Source organism: Aurantibacillus circumpalustris (genome assembly GCF_029625215.1).
Taxonomy (GTDB): domain Bacteria; phylum Bacteroidota; class Bacteroidia; order B-17B0; family Aurantibacillaceae; genus Aurantibacillus; species Aurantibacillus circumpalustris.
The window spans coordinates 890245-906516 of record NZ_CP121197.1; the positions used below are offsets into that span (position 1 = coordinate 890245).

A 16272-nucleotide genomic window follows, 5' to 3' on the forward strand; every position below is an offset into this window, starting at 1 on the left:
TATGAATCTAAAGATAATTATGTTTCATCATTTAGAATTTTACAGATACCTAAATGTACAAATTTCTGGTTTTTAATTTCTGATTTTAACATATAGAATAGTAAAATCAAACTACAACTCCAGCTTTAAATTAGCTAAGATTCAGCAATAACAATGATTATAAAATTAAATTGGGTTTAAAATTTGTTATTGGCTTTTTTGGTGGGATATCCTCTTTTTTATAAAACTTGTTGTGATATATAACTCGAGCAAGGCCAAGCTCTCAAGGTGTATGTGTCTTTATAAATTCTTAATTCCTATCCAACTTAATTCTAAACGTTGTACCCTTATTTGGTTCACTGTTTAGAACGTAAATTTTTCCTTTGTGATAAATTTCAATTATCCTTTTACACAAACTTAAACCTAAACCCCAGCCTCTGTTTTTTGTTGTAAAACCTGGTTCAAATACAGTAGTAAATTTAGATTTGTGGATTCCTTTTCCGCTGTCCGTAATATCTATTATCAATCCTTCTGGAATACCTGTTAAAGTAATATTCAAAGTGCCTTTTCCTTCCATGGCGTCGACTGCGTTTTTGCAGAGGTTTTCGATCACCCATTCAAAAAGCGGCTTGCTTAAATGAGCTTGTATGCGTTCCTCAGGAAGATTTAAAGTATAAGCCACATTTTTAGAAGTGCGTTTTTTCAAATAATCAATCGCCTCAAACAATACCTCGTTTACGTTTTCTAAAACTAAAGTTGGTTGTGATCCTATTTTGCTAAAACGGTCTGTAATGGTATTTAAACGTTTTACATCTTGTTGCATTTCATTTACAATTGCCTCATCCACGCCTTGCGACAACAAATGTTCGTTCCAAGCCATGAGCGAAGAAAGCGGTGTTCCCAATTGGTGTGCTGTTTCTTTGCTCATTCCCACCCAAACCTGATCCTGCTCCGCTTTACGTGCTGTGCTAAATAAAATGTAGGCAATTAATAAAAACAAACCGATTACCCCAAATTGAACGTAGGGATAAAACTTAAGTTTTGTAAGTAAATCTGATTCCGCATAAAAAATATAATTAGTCTCGCCCTGACCGAGATCAATAGGAATGGGCTGATTAGCCTGCGCCAACTCCAAAAGTGTTGCGCGTAATTTTTCAGGTGTATTTATTTTTGCGGTGTCAAACTTATCGCTGTGTTCAATTACATGGCGTTTACTGGCATCGGTAAAAATTACCTGAACCTCCGCTGTATTCACCGAAACTTCTTTAAAGGATTTAATAAGGTCTTCAAAAATAAGTTGTAGGTCAGTAAACACTTTACTGTCGTTATAATACAAATAGGAGTTAAATTTTCGATAATAATTAATTACAACAGGTTCATATTTTGCCTTCATCAGGTTTAGTTCCTGTCTCAAATAAACCGTGTCTTGCGATTTTAATGAGTCTAGATTTCTCGATGTGATTTCTCCATTATCATTCACAAGAATAACAGGTACCGTAGTGTTTTCCTGCAACACTTTTAAAACAAAATTAATGTCGGAAGAGTTATCGTACTGATTTAATTGCTTAAACGCTTCTGCAACTAATTCCGCCTTTTTACGCTCTTCACTTTTTATCTCATTAAAAATTCTGTTAGTGACCTTAATTAATTTTGCTCTCTTTTGCACTGCTTGTGCCCAGACTTCCGCTTTTAATTTTTCATCTCTCGAAATACGTTCCACAAGATTGTTGGTATACCAAAAAGACGCAAGCACAATGAGAAGAGCCGCTGCGGCTAGCGCCATTTTCCAACGTTGTTTTTTTGCGTAAATATTCACTTTAAAGAAATAGTTTTATAAATATAATTATAATAAACGTTTAACGCTTTAAGATGTTGTGGCTGCATTCAAAAAGATTTAATCACCGAATTCTAAAAATCCTCCTCTTCCTTCTTTTTTAATTCCAAAGTTTTCTTTGGGGAAGCTTGTTCGGGTTTTTCGAGTTCGAATACTGTTTCTGGTTTTTTAGATTTTGTTACGCTTGTGTCTTTTTTAAACAGATTCCACTCTTCTTTAAAAAGCTGTTTCATTGTTTTCTTTTCTCGAGCTATATCATCTTTAATTTTTTCTTTCTGACCTTTAAAATCATACTTAATATCTGGATTATCAATGGTTCCCGTCATCCGTATAAATGCACTGCGGCGGTACTCAGGATCGTTTTCAATTGGACCAAACTCTGATTCTTTTCCCTTTCTCTTTTTTGCGAGATATTGATTTAGTAATAACTGAATATGGTAATCAATGTGATTATCGAATGTGTGCGTGCCTGAAACCTGAACATCGAGCGCCGAATTTTTTATCGATGTTCTAGGAATTATTATCGTGCCGTTTTTTATTTCTACTGCACTTTGTAAAGAAGAAAATTTAATTCTCTTTAATTCTTCTACATCCACAAATTTTGACAAACTCAACAAGGGTTTAAAATCGTTTAACTCTCCGCGTTCAATTTGAAGGTTACAAAGAGAATGTATTGAATTTAAATCTGCCTCCAATTTATTATTCCACGTTCCCGAAAATTCTATTGTTGCAGTAGCCGAACCTTTAATGTTTTTTTCAGTGAGCACTTCTTGTCCAAAATTATTTAGCTGTGAAAAAAGTTCAGTGATGTTAATGTTGCTTAACTTGCTTTCAAGCGCAACCTCTAGCCTGTTTTTAGAATTATCAGCAAAGGCATTTATTTCTGCTTCGCCCTCCATGGTCAGCAGTTTCATATCACTCACAATCGCTTTCTGATTTTTAATCTCTATTTCACCCGTTATTGCATTGGCATTAAACTTTCCAAAACTAAATTTTACAATTGCCGCATTTAATTTGAAATTTACGTTTGAAGGAATTAGTGGTTTTTCTTTTGTCTCCGAAGATTTTCCACTTGGCGTTATAAAGTCTTCCAACTTTATATAATCAGAATACAAACTTCCTGTAATAGTGAGTGGCGCCGTTCTATCCATAAGGTAATTAAATACTCCGGGAATTTTACCATTGAGTTTTAAATCAGAGCTACCACGTTCTAATTTCAAATCCTTCACCTCGATCTGCCTTTCTATAGCTCTTATTTCGCAGCTTTCTACATTATAACTTTTTTCATCGTGTTTAAATTTTGCTTCAAGTTTAGAAACGTTAGCCTTTAATTTTACTTTCACTTTGTCAGAAAAAGCTTGTTCCTTAAGCACACTCAAAAGTCCTTCTACTTCTGTATCTATTTGCAGATTTCCTTTCAGTTCACTTAAAGTATCTATTGGCCAAAAATTGATTAGGTTTTCGAGTTTTACAGTTGCATTAGCAGAAAATTTTAAATAAGGGTTTTCAAAATCATTAATAAGACAAGCTCCCCTTATTTCGTCATTCTTAATAGTGAGATGAATGTTTTTTAAATTTAAAACGGAAGCGCTTTTCGTGTAATTTAAATACCCTTCTAAGTTTACCTGCGTTGCTTTGGCACCATTTGGTTTATACGTAATTATGCCTTGTTTAATTCCAAAATCACTCACTATGCTGTAAGTGTCTTTATTTAAATACCGAAACGTTCCTTCAGCATAAAAATTCCCCGAACTTTCATACTCATTTATTTTACCCTTAAATTTTTCTGGTAACAAGGATAATAAAGAGGCAATGTCTAAGTTTGGGGCTTTATACTTGAGGTCCGCCCTTTCAAGTTTGTCCCTATAATCAACGCGTCCGCTTAGCTCTAATTTCAATTTATTCAAATTTACTTTTGCTGTTTTAATAGAATAGGAATCGTCATTTACCAATAAACTCATAGCAATGTCGCATTCCTTCTCTCTTAAATAGTGCGTTTTGCCTTGTACTAATTCGTGTATGAATAGTTTAGCATCAGACTCCATTTCAAATTCTTCCTCTTTAAAACTTCCCTTAAAAACAAGTTGCTTTATTTGAAGGCTTGTTTTAATTAAACTTTGTTTGTTTTTAAAACTCAATTTAGAATTCACAACACTCACCATTTTAAGATTAAAGTTTATGTTTCCTGACTCATTTGTTTTGCTTTCAGACTTGTTCCAAAATTCATAATTTGGCGTTCCGTCCTTTAGAATCAACAGTTTTACAACTCCTTGTTTTAGTTTTATTTTTTTTATTTCATAGTTTTTATTCCACAAATCCTTAATATTAAAATGGAGATTGAGTTGCCCGGCAAATAAAAGAGTGTCTTTATTTTTAATTGGAAAAGCATCCAGCATAAGAAGATTCCTGAATTGAATGGAGCAATCAGGGAAGCTGCTTATAATTGTAAGGTCAATGTTTTTTGGGTCGACTTGCACTTCTGCTTTAAGGTGTTTGTTCAACTCCTTAATGATAGCTGCTTTTACATCGTTTTCGTAAACAAATAATAAAGTAATTAACGCCAGTATGAAAAATAAAACGAGCGAAACAATCCATAAGATTATTCTCCTGATTCTTTTAAAAACAGATCGTTTCTTCGTATTTAAAATAGGGTTCTCCTCCAACAGTATAAATGTGAGCAATAGTTTGCTTGCATTTATAATGCCTATAAGTAAAAATAAACAATCAGGTTTTTATAATTTTAGTTAAATGGCCTATATTTACCTTCGATCATTTAATTAAGGATCAAAAAAACAGACCCGTTATGAAGAACCTCATTTACTACTTATTACTGTTTTATGCCCTTGTTTGCGTTCTTTCAATTACTTTTTTCAGTGGCACCGGCGACTCAGGTGATAGTGTTACACATTACCTCTTTGCTAAGTACGCTCCCTCTCATCCCATTTTGTTTTTAAATCATTGGGCCAAACCTGTCTTTGTTTTACTCGCCTCACCATTTGCGCAATTTGGATTTATAGGTGTTAAAATTTTCAATTCGCTGATTTCTTTGCTGGTTATTTTCTTTACATACAAAACCGCTGAAAAATTAGAAATTAAAAATGCCATCTTAGTTGCTGTTTTTCTAATTTTCTCTCCCCTCTTTTATATCCTTACTTTTTCAGGGCTTACCGAACCACTATTTGCTCTCTTTACAATTCTTGGAATTTATTTTTGCTCTAAACAAAAGCACATTACCGCAGCTTTAATTATTTCCTTTTTACCTTATGTTCGCTCTGAAGGACTTATCATAATTGGAATTTTTGGTCTTTATTTTCTTTATAAAAGTCTTTGGAAACCTCTACCCTTTTTAACCTTGGGCTCTGTCATTTATGGCTTTATTGGTCTTTTTGTTTTCGGTGATTTCTTTTGGGTTTTCACCGAGATACCTTATGCTAAATTAAGCAGCGTTTATGGGCAAGGTGCTTTTTTTCATTTTGTAGAACAGCTTATTAACGTTACTGGCGTCCCAATTTATATCCTGTTTTGGATCGGTTTTCTTTTTTTATTTGCTTTAATCATTAAAAAGAAAACACATGCAGAACAGCATATTCTTTTGTTTCTTGGTTTCTGCGCCTTCTTCACTGCCCATACTTTGTTTTGGTATTTAGGCATTTTTAATTCAATGGGACTTAAAAGAGTTTTAATAGGCATTATACCCCTTATTGCTCTTATTTCTTTGATAGGATTTAATTTTATCAGCGAACGAGTTCATTCAAAACCCAAGCTTAAAAAAGGCGTGCAAATTTTTTTAATCGGGTATATTCTACTTTTTCCTTTTTTACCAAATCCTTCAGCTATAAATTGGGAAAAGGATATGATGCTAAATCCTGATCAGAAAATTGCCATTCAAGTTTCTGAATTTATTTTGAACGAAAAGCTGATTAACTATCCTTTACTTTATAATCACCGCTATTTAAGCATTCCCTTAAACATAGATTATTTCGATTCAAAAAAATGTCTACAAATCACTTCTGAAAATATAAAAACAATGAAGGCAGGGAATTTGCTCATATGGGACAACCACTACGGTGAGTTTGAATCGGGTTTTAGACAAGGTAAACTGGATTCGAATTCTACTCTCACAAATATTGGCATCTTTAAAACAAATGAGTTGGGAAAAAACGCGATTTTTTCGGTTTACAAAAAAAATTGAATTCCCTAGTCTTGCTTAATAGCAAGTCCTTTGCCCTGCTTCTCGCTTAGATTATTAACGTGGGCATTGCCTTTATAATAAATACTTCCATCACTCCAAATGAGATAATCTAAAGTAATGTTATCACCGATATTAAAAAAGGCGTCCCCAATACTATAACTTGAAATAAACACATAATTCGTAATAGTAAGTTCTTCTGCTTTCGTAAAATTTGTGCCAGAAGTATACACTTGTAAATTCTTTGTTGTTCCTTTTAAATACATGTCCCCATTTCCGTGTGAACTTGTGCGAATTTCGTCGTAGGTACCGTTAATGTACGTATCTCCTGAATTTTCGGCCTTCACAAAGATTTTGTCCTGCTTAACATCCTCATCAAATGTAATTGGACCAACACCGTAATTTGATACTTGCTCCAGATAAGGCGAGGTAATTTTAATTTTTACCTTCCGCTTGTAACCCCTTACAACGTTGCATTTGTTGTTGTTATCCAACCTTAAGGTATCGTCTTTTATTTTCGTAGAAATATTTTTTATGATGTTTTCTCCTGCAGTTACCTCTACTTTATATTCAGTTCCTTGAAAAATGGACACTTCCATATTATCGTATGTTTCAACATATTTAAAATCGCCAATAAGCCGAACGTCTGTTATGTCGTTTCCATTAGACTTAAAACAATCAAAGGCATTTTCTTTGCGGCAGGATAGAAGTAGAATTAAAAAAGAATATGTGAAAATGTGCTTGATAACCCTTTATCTTTATAGAACCTACTGTATTTTTAATAAAGATATGGAATTCAAGAGCAAAGTTTAAAATTTAGAACTAATTATTTGATCTGGATTAAATTAAAAAAAGGCCTTCGCTTAAAACGAAGACCTTTTGTAGTCCCACTTGGATTCGAACCAAGGGCCGCCGGTTTAGAAAACCGGTGCTCCCTGCCTGCCGTCGCTCCAGCCTACGTGTCGGCAGGCAGGCCTGCCTGCCGTCGCACAAGCTTGAGCGTCGGCAGGCAGGTATCCAACTGAGCTATTTATCCAACAATCGCTGCCATTTTTCTTTTATCTTCTCTTTTCCAATACCCGATTTCCAGTATTTTTCTCTTTCACGAGCTAAAACTCTTGTAGCAAACTGTTCTGTGAAAAATAACTGCCATGGCTTATAACCTTTGGTAGATGTTGTTTTACCGCTATTGTGCTCATTCAATCTACTTTCAGGATGTTCAGACATGCCAACGTAAAATCGTAAGCCTTTAACTTCACTAACAATAATGTAAGCAAAAAACATGGGTTTTAAATTTTAAGAAAATAGCCTTCATGAATATGAAGGCTATTTGTAGTCCCACTTGGATTCGAACCAAGGGCCGCCGGTTTAGAAAACCGGTGCTCTATCCAACTGAGCTATGGGACCAATTTTTTGCTTCTAATTTTGTTCGGTTTAGAAAACCGGTGCTCCCTGCCTGCCGTCTCACAAGCCTGCTCGTCGGCAGGCAGGTATCCAACTGAGCTATGGGACCATTTTTAATTTTTTGAGATTGCAAAGGTAAAAAAAGAAATTATTTAAACAATTATAATTATTTTAGTGCATTAAGCCATTCAATCTGCAACTCTCAGTCATAATCGTCAATTACAACGTTAAGCACTTTTTAGAACAGTGTCTTTTTTCCGTTTTTAAAGCCTTGAAAAACATTGAAGCTGAGGTGTTTGTTGTAGACAATAACTCCGTAGATGGCTCGGTAACGCTTCTTCAGGAAAAATTTCCCAATGTTAAGCTCATTCGTAACAAAAACAATGTTGGCTTCTCGGTTGCCAATAATCAAGCCATTAAGGAATCTCAGGGTAAATATGTACTTCTTTTAAATCCAGATACGGTTGTTCAGGAAGATACTTTTGAGAAAACTTTGGCTTTTATGGAAAAAACTCCCGATGCCGGTGGTCTAGGCATTAAAATGTTAGATGGTAAAGGCACTTTTCTGCCCGAAAGTAAGCGCGGACTCCCTGTTCCCGCTGTTGCTTTTTACAAAATTTTTGGTCTTGCCAAACTGTTTCCAAACTCAAAAAAATTCGGACAATATCATCTTACTTACCTCAATAAAAATGAAAACCACAGTGTTGACGTGTTGAGCGGTGCATTTATGCTCATACGAAAAGAAGTATTGAAAAAAGTGGGTTTACTTGACGAGACTTTTTTTATGTATGGAGAAGACATTGATCTTTCTTACCGCATTACTCAGGGAGGTTATAAAAATTACTATTTCGCCGAAAGCAGTATTATTCATTACAAAGGCGAGAGCACCAAAAAAAGCAGTGTAAATTATGTCATTGTTTTTTACAAAGCCATGGCCATTTTTGCTAAAAAGCATTTTAGTCAGAGTAACGCTCGCTTGTTTAATACATTAATTCATCTTGCCATTTATTTAAGGGCAACATTGGCTATTACAACACGTTTTGCAAAACAGTTATTTTTTCCAGCAATTGATTTTTTGCTGATTTTACTAGGACTCTACCTTTGTAAGGATATTTATGAAACGCGTTTTAAACTTTATCCTAATTTTTATTCGGCTGAAATTATTAATCTTTTTTTTCCGATATACGCCCTCGTTTGGATGATATTCACCTACCTCAGCGGTGGATATGATACCCCCACAAGTCTCAGAAGAATAGCGCGAGGTGTTTTAACCGGCACGGCATTTATCCTTATTGTGTATTCTCTACTACCAGAATATTATCGCTTTTCCAGAGCATTGATCCTTATAGGTTCTTTTTACGCATTACTAACTTACATTATTACACGTGTTATTTATCACTTTTTTAAAATAAAACAGTTTAAGTTAGGCGGACATCGCACAAATGCTCGTATTGCCATTATTGGTAGTGAACCTGAATTTAATCGTGTAAATGGTTTGCTGAAAGAAACAAATATTCAATCTGAATTTATTGGTTTTATAAGTAACGAAAATAATGGCGTAAAAAACGAAGCCTACATTGGACATTTGCAACAAATAGATGAAGCCATAGATATTCACAACATTAATGAGATTATTTTTTGCGCGCGTGATATTTCTTCTCGCGACATTATCGACAAAATGATTAGTCTTGTTACTAAAGGCGTAGAGTTCAAAATTGCTCCGCCGGAAAGTCTTTCTATCATTGGCAGTAACAGCATCGACACAGCTGGTGATTTGTATGTTATTGATGTAAATAATGTTGGAAGGCCTGAAAATAGACGCAACAAACGCTTCTTGGATATTTTGGTAAGTCTGTTTTTGCTTTTATTTATTTGGTTATTCGTTTGGTTTCAGAAAAATAAAAGTGGTTTTATCACCAATGTCTTTAAAGTTTTATTTGGCTTCTACTCTTGGGTTGGTTATGGTAAAAGCATTAGAAAAGATCTGCCCTCCTTGCGTCCTTCTATATTAACGCCTGCAGATAGTTTAAAGGGTGCGACTAACGATGACCGTATCAATAAAGCTTTTCTAAATTACTCTAAAGATTATAGGGTTGAGAATGATCTTCGCATTCTTCTCCAAAACCACAAAGAGCTAGGTAGATAAATGTTAAACTTTGTTTAGCCCTTTGTTCAAATGGAATAATAACTCCAATTTAGATACATAATTAATTTGGTATGAAAAAAATTCTCGCTCTCTGTTTTACTTTACTGCTTTCCTTTAATTTCTTTTCCCAATCTAAAAACCCCATAAGCTGGGTTACAAGTTATAAATCCATTTCTTCAACTGAAGGTGAAATTATTATTATCGCCAGTATTGAAAAAGGTTGGCATATGTATTCGCAAGACACAACCAGTGCTGGTCCGGTGCCTACTACTTTTTATTTTGAAAAAGCTACTGGTTTTAAATTAGTTGGAAAGGCCCTAGAAATAGGTGCCCACGAAATTTTTGATAAAGCCTTTGATGCTAAAATTTCCTCGTTTTCAGATAAAGCAGAATTCAGACAAAAAATCAAAATTACGGGCAAAACAAGTTTCACCATTCCGTTTAAGGTTGAATATATGTGTTGCGACGACAGTATGTGCCTTCCGCCTAAAACAGTTGATCTAAGCGTAAAGGTTCAATAAAAATTAATTCTCATTATGAAAAAAATTCTCTTTCTCCTCTTAAGTACTTTTTCCTTTTTTAATGTTTTCTCTCAAGAAAATCCAATAAAATGGAAGGCGAGTTATACTTCCATTTCTGCTACCGAAGGAGAAATTATTGTGGTTGCCGATATAGATAAAGGCTGGCACACCTATTCACAACAACCAAACAACGCAGTTCCTATTCCAACCTTCTTTAGTTACAAGGGCTCGAAAGATTATGAATTGATTGGCTCTACAGAAGAAAACAATGCGCATGAAGAATTTGATGCGGCTCTAGGTGAAAAACTCCTTGTTTTTGTTGACAAAGCCGAGTTTAAACAAAAAGTGAGGTTGAATACAAAAAAAGCTCATACCATTTTTTTAAAAATAGAATATATTTGTTGTGACAATAAAATGTGCCTACCGCCAACAACAATTGACCTAAGCGTAAAGGTTCAATAAGAAATTAATAGTACTTTTAACTTCGATTTACACACCATAACCGCATGAAAAAACTACTTCTCCTTCTTATTTTTTTTGTATCCCGTTTTGTTGCGCAAGAAAGTCCTGTAAGCTGGAATTTTGAAACAAAAAAAATATCCGAATGTGAGTATGACCTAATCTTTAAAGCAAAAATTAAAGAACCTTGGCACATATATTCCATCGTAAAAAATACAACCAAAGAAGCAGAAGACATCTGGCCGACAACTATCATATTCAAAAAATCTTCCACATACGAACTTGTTGGTAAACTAAAAGAATCTAAACCGGTAACGGAGTTTGATAAAGTTTGGGAAGCAGTTGTTGCCTTTCATCCACATACAGCAACTTTTACGCAACGTGTAAAATTACTTACAAACGAAAAAGTAAAAATAAGCGGCGACTATGAGGTTCAAGCTTGTACCGATGAAATGTGCACAAGGCCTCCGGTTGACAAATTTGAGTTTAACCTTCAAGGTTCTACCTCCTGTGTGCCAATAGCTGCAGAAGAAAAAACACAAGAAAGCAAAATTGATTCTTTAATATCTGATACTTTAGTTAGCTCTGTAACTGTTCCAGCTGATACAATTACTCCTCCTGTTATCGAACAAACTATTTATGACGAAAACGAACTTTCCGCAAGTTCCATGTCCTGGTGGGCAATTTTTTTAGCAGGATTTATTGGTGGTTTCGCGGCACTTCTTACTCCCTGCGTGTTTCCAATGATTCCGATGAATGTGAGTTTTTTTACAAAACAATCTAAGACAAAACAACAGGGCATAAAAAACGCATTTGTTTATGCTATTTTTCTTATCGTACTATATGTTGGCTTAGGTTTGGGTGTAACTCTCATTTTTGGCGCCGGTGCGCTGCACAGCTTATCCACGAATGTCTGGTTTAATCTTGCCTTCTTTTTATTGTTGCTAGTTTTTGCCATTTCTTTTTTAGGTGCTTTTGAAATAGTTCTTCCAAGTTCCTTTGTAAATAAAATGGACGCTAAATCTGAGAAAGGTGGATACGTCGGCATTTTCTTTATGGCCTTTACACTTGCTTTAGTATCTTTTAGTTGCACCGGTCCTATTATTGGAACGCTTTTAGTACAAGCCGCTGCAGGCGGAGGTATTTCCGGTCCATTTTGGGGAATGTTTGGATTCGCTCTAGCACTCGCACTCCCTTTTGGATTATTTGCTGCCTTTCCAGGTTGGTTAAATTCTTTACCGAAGTCAGGTGGTTGGTTAAACTCAGTAAAAGTAGTTTTAGGTTTCTTAGAATTGGCTCTAGCTCTTAAGTTTGCCTCAAATGCTGATTTGGTTATTCAAGCAGGTATTCTCACGCGCGAGGTTTTTATTTCTTTGTGGATTGTCATCTTTGGATTACAAACCGCTTACTTGTTGGGAATGTTTAAAACGTCACACGATAGTGATTTAAAGCATGTTTCTGTTACACGCTTGTTTTTTGCAATCATTTCTTTATTTGTAACCGTTTACCTTATTCCAGGTTTATGGGGCGCTCCTTTAAAAATCTTTAGTGGCATTCTTCCTCCGCTTGAATACTCAGAGTCGCCACATGGTTTTGGAGGGAATTCAAACAGCATTTCAGCTTCATCAAAATTAAACTCTGACACTGAATTTGGAAAGCATATCGAAATAAATAAAAATGGTATTGCTCATTTCAAAAATGATTACGAAAACGCTTTGGCTTACGCGAAAAAAACCGGAAGACCTTTGTTAGTTGATTTTACAGGGCATGCTTGTGCTAATTGTCGAAAAACTGAAGATTACATCTGGCCTGATCCTGAAATTACCAGACGCTTAAACAATGAGGTCGTGCTTGTTTCATTATATGTTGATGATAAGCGTGCTCTTGATCCAAAAGATTTTATGACCGTACAGTGGTATGGTAAAGAACGAGAGATAACCGACATTGGTGACAAATTTAAATACATGGAGGAACAAGTTTACGGACAAAGCACACAACCACTCTATGTGTTGCTCGATCATGATGAAAAACAATTAGTAAGTGTACGCGGTTATAAAACAGGTATTGAAGAATACGGAAAGTGGATAGATGAAGGCGTCGCCGCTTTCAAAAAGAAAAAATAGTAGAATTTATTTATATTTGTAAAAACAAAACTCATGTTATCACCACAAGTTAGTAAGGCTTTAAACAAGCAAATAGAAGTAGAAGGTTTTTCATCTCAATATTATTTAGCAATGGCTAGTTGGGCTGAAACTCAAGGTTTAAATGGTGTTTCTGCCTTTCTGTATCACCATGCTGATGAAGAACGTATGCATATGCTTAAACTGATTAAGTTTGTAAACGAACGTGGTGGTCACGGTGTTGTACCTGCATTAAAACAACCTCCAGTTACTTACAAATCTGTAAAATCTGTTTTTGAAGAAATTCTAAAACACGAAATGAAAGTAACGTCTGATATCAATTCATTGGTAGATTCTACGCTAAAAGAAAAAGACTATAGCACGCATAACTTCTTACAATGGTATGTGAGTGAGCAAATTGAAGAAGAAGCTTTAGCAAGACAAATCGTTGATAAACTAAAATTAATAGGCGACGATAAAGGTGGTTTATATTTCTTCGACCGCGATTTGGAAGCAATGGCTAAAACAATGGGCACTAAAGAAACAGAAGAAAAAAAGAAATAACGTTCGCCGAATCATTAAGTTTCACTAACGTAATTTATTCGTGCTAATTAGTAAAATTCATGACTTCGTGCATTGAATTTCCGTAATTTTATTTAGTAACGAAGACATAAACGTCTTCGTTTTCCTTTTTCATTAAATATTTCTCTCTCGAAAAAGTTTCAAGGCTCTTTTTATTTGTACGGAGTTCGTTTAAATTGGCTTTATTCGTTTCAATCTGCGTAAGGTAATACTCCTTATCCGTGTCTAATTTTTGACACTTTTTAATTAATTCGTACTGAGTAAAAACATCGTTCTTGTCAAAAAAAATAAGCCATACGATAATGGCAATAAGCGTTAAAAAATATTTATTTTTAAGAAGTTTTAATAATAACATGTTACTTTAATAAATCGTTTCCTTATCAAAATTAGCACAATCTCACAAACAAGATGATTCATATTAAAAAGATTATCAATACCTGTTTGTTAGCTTGTATTAGCATACTCCTGTCTTTTCAAAATCTTTCCTTTAAAGATCAACAGCTTAAAAACAACCGTGTTAAAAAGGCGTATGCGAGCCACTGGGCAACCTTGCAAAATCTATTGGTAGATAAACAAATTAACAAGTCTAAATTTGATTTATACATCCGCGTTTTTAAACAAGAAGGCGTTCTCGAGGCTTGGGTTAAAAATAAAACCCAAAACGGCTACACGTTACTGAAAAACTTTTCTGTTTGTGCTAAAAGTGGAGCGCTCGGTCCTAAACGCAAACAAGGTGATGGCCAGGTTCCCGAAGGATTTTATGAGATTTCTGCTTTTCAACCAAACAGTAGTTATCATCTTGCATTAAAGGTTAGTTACCCTAATAAAAGTGATCACCTCAAAACAACAGCTTCCGATCCGGGAGGTGACATTATGATTCACGGTAATTGTGTCACCATTGGTTGTATTCCGATTCAAGATGAGCCTATAGAAGAGCTGTACGTTTTGGCGGTAGAAGCAAAAAATAATAGCAGCAGTGTTTACAGCGATATTTATCCTTTCCGTTTTAATGAAAACAACAGACAGCTTTTAGAAAACTGCAAGCCTGAATTGCAAGAATTTTGGAAAAATCTTAAATCTTCTTACGAGAATTTTGAATCTAAAAAAGTCCGTCTACAAGTAACCGTCGATTCAAAAGGAAATTATACCTTTAATTCGAAATAATATGTTTAAGGCACTATATCTCTTTTTGACTCTCTCCCTACTTTTTTTCGCTGCGTGTGTAAGCACCGCGAATAAAGAAGACAAGGTGCCTGCTGAAATCTTAAATAGAGATACCTTGATTAAAATTCTAGCGGAATTTGCATTAGCTGAAAGTGCTGCGAACTTAAATGTAACTAACATTAACTTTAATAAGATGGACTCTGCGTATGCTTTTAATCCGATAAAAGACAATCATGTAAGACAATCACAATACGATTCTGCCATTACTTACTATGTGGGCCACCCAGAGCTTTATAAAGAAATTTATGAAAACGTGTTGGTAACTTTAAGTGAATTGCAAGCAAAGAGAGCCCCTGCTGCTACTGATACATCTGCAAAATAGCAAACTTTTCAAATTTGCTATTGTTTAAATAAAAAACCATGTCTTTTTGTTCTGTCGAATAATAATTTAATGGTATTAGCTCGTAATTTGAGTTTCGATAAATCTCCTTCTTTTTAAATACTCCATCAGCGCATAAAGAATAAATTACTACACTAGCTTTTCTTGGTCCGCTTAGTTTTTTAAAGGTTTTATATTTATAATTTCCGGCTTCACTTCCTCTATTTGATGCATGTTCTATGAGTGTTATTTTTAAACTATCGCCATAAAAATGAACCATGGGTTCTGCAAAGTTTTTATAACGCGTTCTTCCCGCGAAAAAAAATATTTTACGAGGAATTATTTTTTGAGAAACAACTTCACCATTTCTAAGATTTGTCTTTCTAAACAGAAGTTCTTTATAATAATCTTTCTCGCTCCGCGCAAAAAGAGAATATGCAAATTGATGCTCTACATGATTTCCGATAGACTGGTGATTTTTAAAATAAGATTCCTTTTGGGGTCCATCATAAAAAGTAAGTTGTCTTCTAATTTCTTCATCATAATTGGTACTCGTATTATAAATTTGCTTACCCGATGCGCCGTCTAACTTTATGTTCACAATTATTTCTGGCCAATCGTTCTTTATTGTGTCTTCCCTGGTTGTAAGAAACGAAATTACCACGGCGTTGCTGTCGGGAATTATTGTGCCTTGACGAATATAATCGCCTTTTGATAAATTTAAAGGTCGATAAACTGTTTTCGCAGAACTAGCTTTCCAGTCGCAAAAAACCAAAGAGTCTAGTCGTGTGCGTGTGTGCGTAATACCGCCAAATGTTTCTGTTCCAATTATTGAACTGCGCGACTGCAGATATAATAAATCGTTTTTTTCGTTACACGTAAAACTCCAGGAAGAAATTTCAATATCGTTCTCAAGTGGCAACTGCTTAGTCCAAATTATTTCTCTTTTCTGTGTTGAAAACAAAAGCGCTACTCGTCTTATTATTCCGTTAAGGGCTGTTTTGCTAGCCACCATAAGAATATTATTATTTACCGTTTGTGAAAAGTTAAAATGAAACGCCTCTGTATTTTTGTCGCTTTCAAGATTCGCCAGTTCTATAAAACCAGAGGATTTTCCTGTGGTATCAATAATTTTGAGATAAACCGTTCTTTTAGTGTTTAACACCTTTTCAAACAAAAAATAAAGTTTATTATTTGCTTCAAACAAAATGTAATCCAAATTTTCGTAATCAAACCAGCTGGCATTAACGCTGTCTAATTTTAAAGGTGTAAAAGCAACAATCTCTGCACTTGGTTTTATGCGCCGTTCAATCGTTATATCATGAACAACATAATTAATACGTAAAACGTGAAAATAAGAAGGGTGATTGTTAATGATCTGAACAGGAATGTTTTTTTTTCTTGTCTCAAAATTTCTGCTGAACCGAAACTCTTGTGAAAATAAAGAAGCGCAACAATTAACTAAAATGATAATTATTGCGCTTCTCACCATATT

14 protein-coding genes and 1 tRNA gene are annotated in these 16272 nt (G+C 34.7%); 8 read left to right on the forward strand and 7 right to left on the reverse strand.

Annotation, left to right across the window (positions count from 1 at the left end):
- Window positions 1-289: 289 nt before the first annotated feature.
- Both P2086_RS03700 and P2086_RS03705 read right to left on the reverse strand, forming a co-directional pair.
- Window positions 290-1795, reverse strand: a complete 1506-nt coding sequence (locus tag P2086_RS03700; protein WP_317899088.1) for a sensor histidine kinase — start codon at window positions 1793-1795, stop codon at window positions 290-292.
- A gap of 92 nt (window positions 1796-1887) precedes the next feature.
- On the reverse strand, window positions 1888-4494 hold the full coding sequence (locus P2086_RS03705; RefSeq protein WP_317899089.1) for an AsmA-like C-terminal region-containing protein: 2607 nt from the start codon (window positions 4492-4494) through the stop codon (window positions 1888-1890).
- A gap of 122 nt (window positions 4495-4616) precedes the next feature.
- On the opposite strand from P2086_RS03705, the gene P2086_RS03710 reads away from it, so the two are divergent.
- The gene (locus P2086_RS03710) at window positions 4617-6005 is read left to right on the forward strand and encodes a hypothetical protein (RefSeq protein WP_317899090.1); all 1389 of its coding nucleotides are present in this window, start codon (window positions 4617-4619) and stop codon (window positions 6003-6005) included.
- 5 nt (window positions 6006-6010) lie between these two features.
- Here the strand turns inward: P2086_RS03710 and P2086_RS03715 are convergent, their stop codons facing one another.
- The 3 genes from P2086_RS03715 to P2086_RS03725 all read right to left on the reverse strand — a co-directional run bounded on the left by P2086_RS03715 (window position 6011) and on the right by P2086_RS03725 (window position 7409).
- On the reverse strand, window positions 6011-6601 hold the full coding sequence (locus P2086_RS03715; protein WP_396127455.1) for a GIN domain-containing protein: 591 nt from the start codon (window positions 6599-6601) through the stop codon (window positions 6011-6013).
- Window positions 6602-7028: 427 nt separating this feature from the next.
- A complete protein-coding gene (locus P2086_RS03720) occupies window positions 7029-7286 on the reverse strand; it encodes a GIY-YIG nuclease family protein (RefSeq protein WP_317899091.1) in 258 nt (85 codons plus the stop codon).
- Window positions 7287-7335: 49 nt separating this feature from the next.
- Window positions 7336-7409, reverse strand: a tRNA-Arg gene (locus P2086_RS03725).
- A gap of 208 nt (window positions 7410-7617) precedes the next feature.
- On the opposite strand from P2086_RS03725, the gene P2086_RS03730 reads away from it, so the two are divergent.
- From P2086_RS03730 to P2086_RS03750, 5 genes are all read left to right on the forward strand, one after another.
- Window positions 7618-9552: a glycosyltransferase family 2 protein gene (locus tag P2086_RS03730; protein WP_317900247.1), complete on the forward strand. Its 1935-nt coding sequence runs from the start codon at window positions 7618-7620 to the stop codon at window positions 9550-9552.
- Window positions 9553-9623: 71 nt separating this feature from the next.
- Window positions 9624-10073, forward strand: a complete 450-nt coding sequence (locus P2086_RS03735; protein WP_317899092.1) for a protein-disulfide reductase DsbD domain-containing protein — start codon at window positions 9624-9626, stop codon at window positions 10071-10073.
- 15 nt (window positions 10074-10088) lie between these two features.
- The gene (locus P2086_RS03740; protein ID WP_317899093.1) at window positions 10089-10535 is read left to right on the forward strand and encodes a protein-disulfide reductase DsbD domain-containing protein; all 447 of its coding nucleotides are present in this window, start codon (window positions 10089-10091) and stop codon (window positions 10533-10535) included.
- 44 nt (window positions 10536-10579) lie between these two features.
- A complete protein-coding gene (locus P2086_RS03745; RefSeq protein WP_317899094.1) occupies window positions 10580-12655 on the forward strand; it encodes a protein-disulfide reductase DsbD family protein in 2076 nt (691 codons plus the stop codon).
- Window positions 12656-12688: 33 nt separating this feature from the next.
- Window positions 12689-13216 (forward strand): ferritin, encoded by a 528-nt coding sequence (locus tag P2086_RS03750; RefSeq protein ID WP_317899095.1) that lies wholly within the window; start codon window positions 12689-12691, stop codon window positions 13214-13216.
- 88 nt (window positions 13217-13304) lie between these two features.
- Here the strand turns inward: P2086_RS03750 and P2086_RS03755 are convergent, their stop codons facing one another.
- A complete protein-coding gene (locus tag P2086_RS03755) occupies window positions 13305-13589 on the reverse strand; it encodes an FtsB family cell division protein (RefSeq protein ID WP_317899096.1) in 285 nt (94 codons plus the stop codon).
- Between the two features lie 53 nt (window positions 13590-13642).
- Between P2086_RS03755 and P2086_RS03760 the strand changes: the two genes are divergently transcribed.
- Window positions 13643-14398: a L,D-transpeptidase family protein gene (locus P2086_RS03760; RefSeq protein WP_317899097.1), complete on the forward strand. Its 756-nt coding sequence runs from the start codon at window positions 13643-13645 to the stop codon at window positions 14396-14398.
- A 1-nt stretch (window position 14399) separates the two neighbouring features.
- Entirely contained in the window at window positions 14400-14780 is a 381-nt protein-coding gene (locus tag P2086_RS03765) for a DUF4296 domain-containing protein (RefSeq protein WP_317899098.1), read from the forward strand.
- On the opposite strand, the gene P2086_RS03770 is transcribed toward P2086_RS03765, so the two are convergent.
- Entirely contained in the window at window positions 14758-16269 is a 1512-nt protein-coding gene (locus P2086_RS03770; RefSeq protein WP_317899099.1) for a hypothetical protein, read from the reverse strand. The genes P2086_RS03765 and P2086_RS03770 overlap by 23 nt on opposite strands.
- Window positions 16270-16272 lie beyond the last annotated feature (3 nt).

Excerpts from the sequence above, each read along its gene's own strand:
- P2086_RS03755 (WP_317899096.1), bottom strand. The coding sequence starts at position 13,589 with ATGTTATTATTAAAACTTCTTAAAAATAAATATTTTTTAACGCTTATT.
- P2086_RS03720 (WP_317899091.1), bottom strand. The coding sequence starts at position 7,286 with ATGTTTTTTGCTTACATTATTGTTAGTGAAGTTAAAGGCTTACGATTT.
- P2086_RS03750 (WP_317899095.1), top strand. The coding sequence starts at position 12,689 with ATGTTATCACCACAAGTTAGTAAGGCTTTAAACAAGCAAATAGAAGTA.
- P2086_RS03740 (WP_317899093.1), top strand. The coding sequence starts at position 10,089 with ATGAAAAAAATTCTCTTTCTCCTCTTAAGTACTTTTTCCTTTTTTAAT.
- P2086_RS03765 (WP_317899098.1), top strand. The coding sequence starts at position 14,400 with ATGTTTAAGGCACTATATCTCTTTTTGACTCTCTCCCTACTTTTTTTC.
- P2086_RS03760 (WP_317899097.1), top strand. The coding sequence starts at position 13,643 with ATGATTCATATTAAAAAGATTATCAATACCTGTTTGTTAGCTTGTATT.
- P2086_RS03770 (WP_317899099.1), bottom strand. The coding sequence starts at position 16,269 with ATGGTGAGAAGCGCAATAATTATCATTTTAGTTAATTGTTGCGCTTCT.
- P2086_RS03735 (WP_317899092.1), top strand. The coding sequence starts at position 9,624 with ATGAAAAAAATTCTCGCTCTCTGTTTTACTTTACTGCTTTCCTTTAAT.
- P2086_RS03745 (WP_317899094.1), top strand. The coding sequence starts at position 10,580 with ATGAAAAAACTACTTCTCCTTCTTATTTTTTTTGTATCCCGTTTTGTT.
- P2086_RS03715 (WP_396127455.1), bottom strand. The coding sequence starts at position 6,601 with ATGGAAGTGTCCATTTTTCAAGGAACTGAATATAAAGTAGAGGTAACT.
- P2086_RS03710 (WP_317899090.1), top strand. The coding sequence starts at position 4,617 with ATGAAGAACCTCATTTACTACTTATTACTGTTTTATGCCCTTGTTTGC.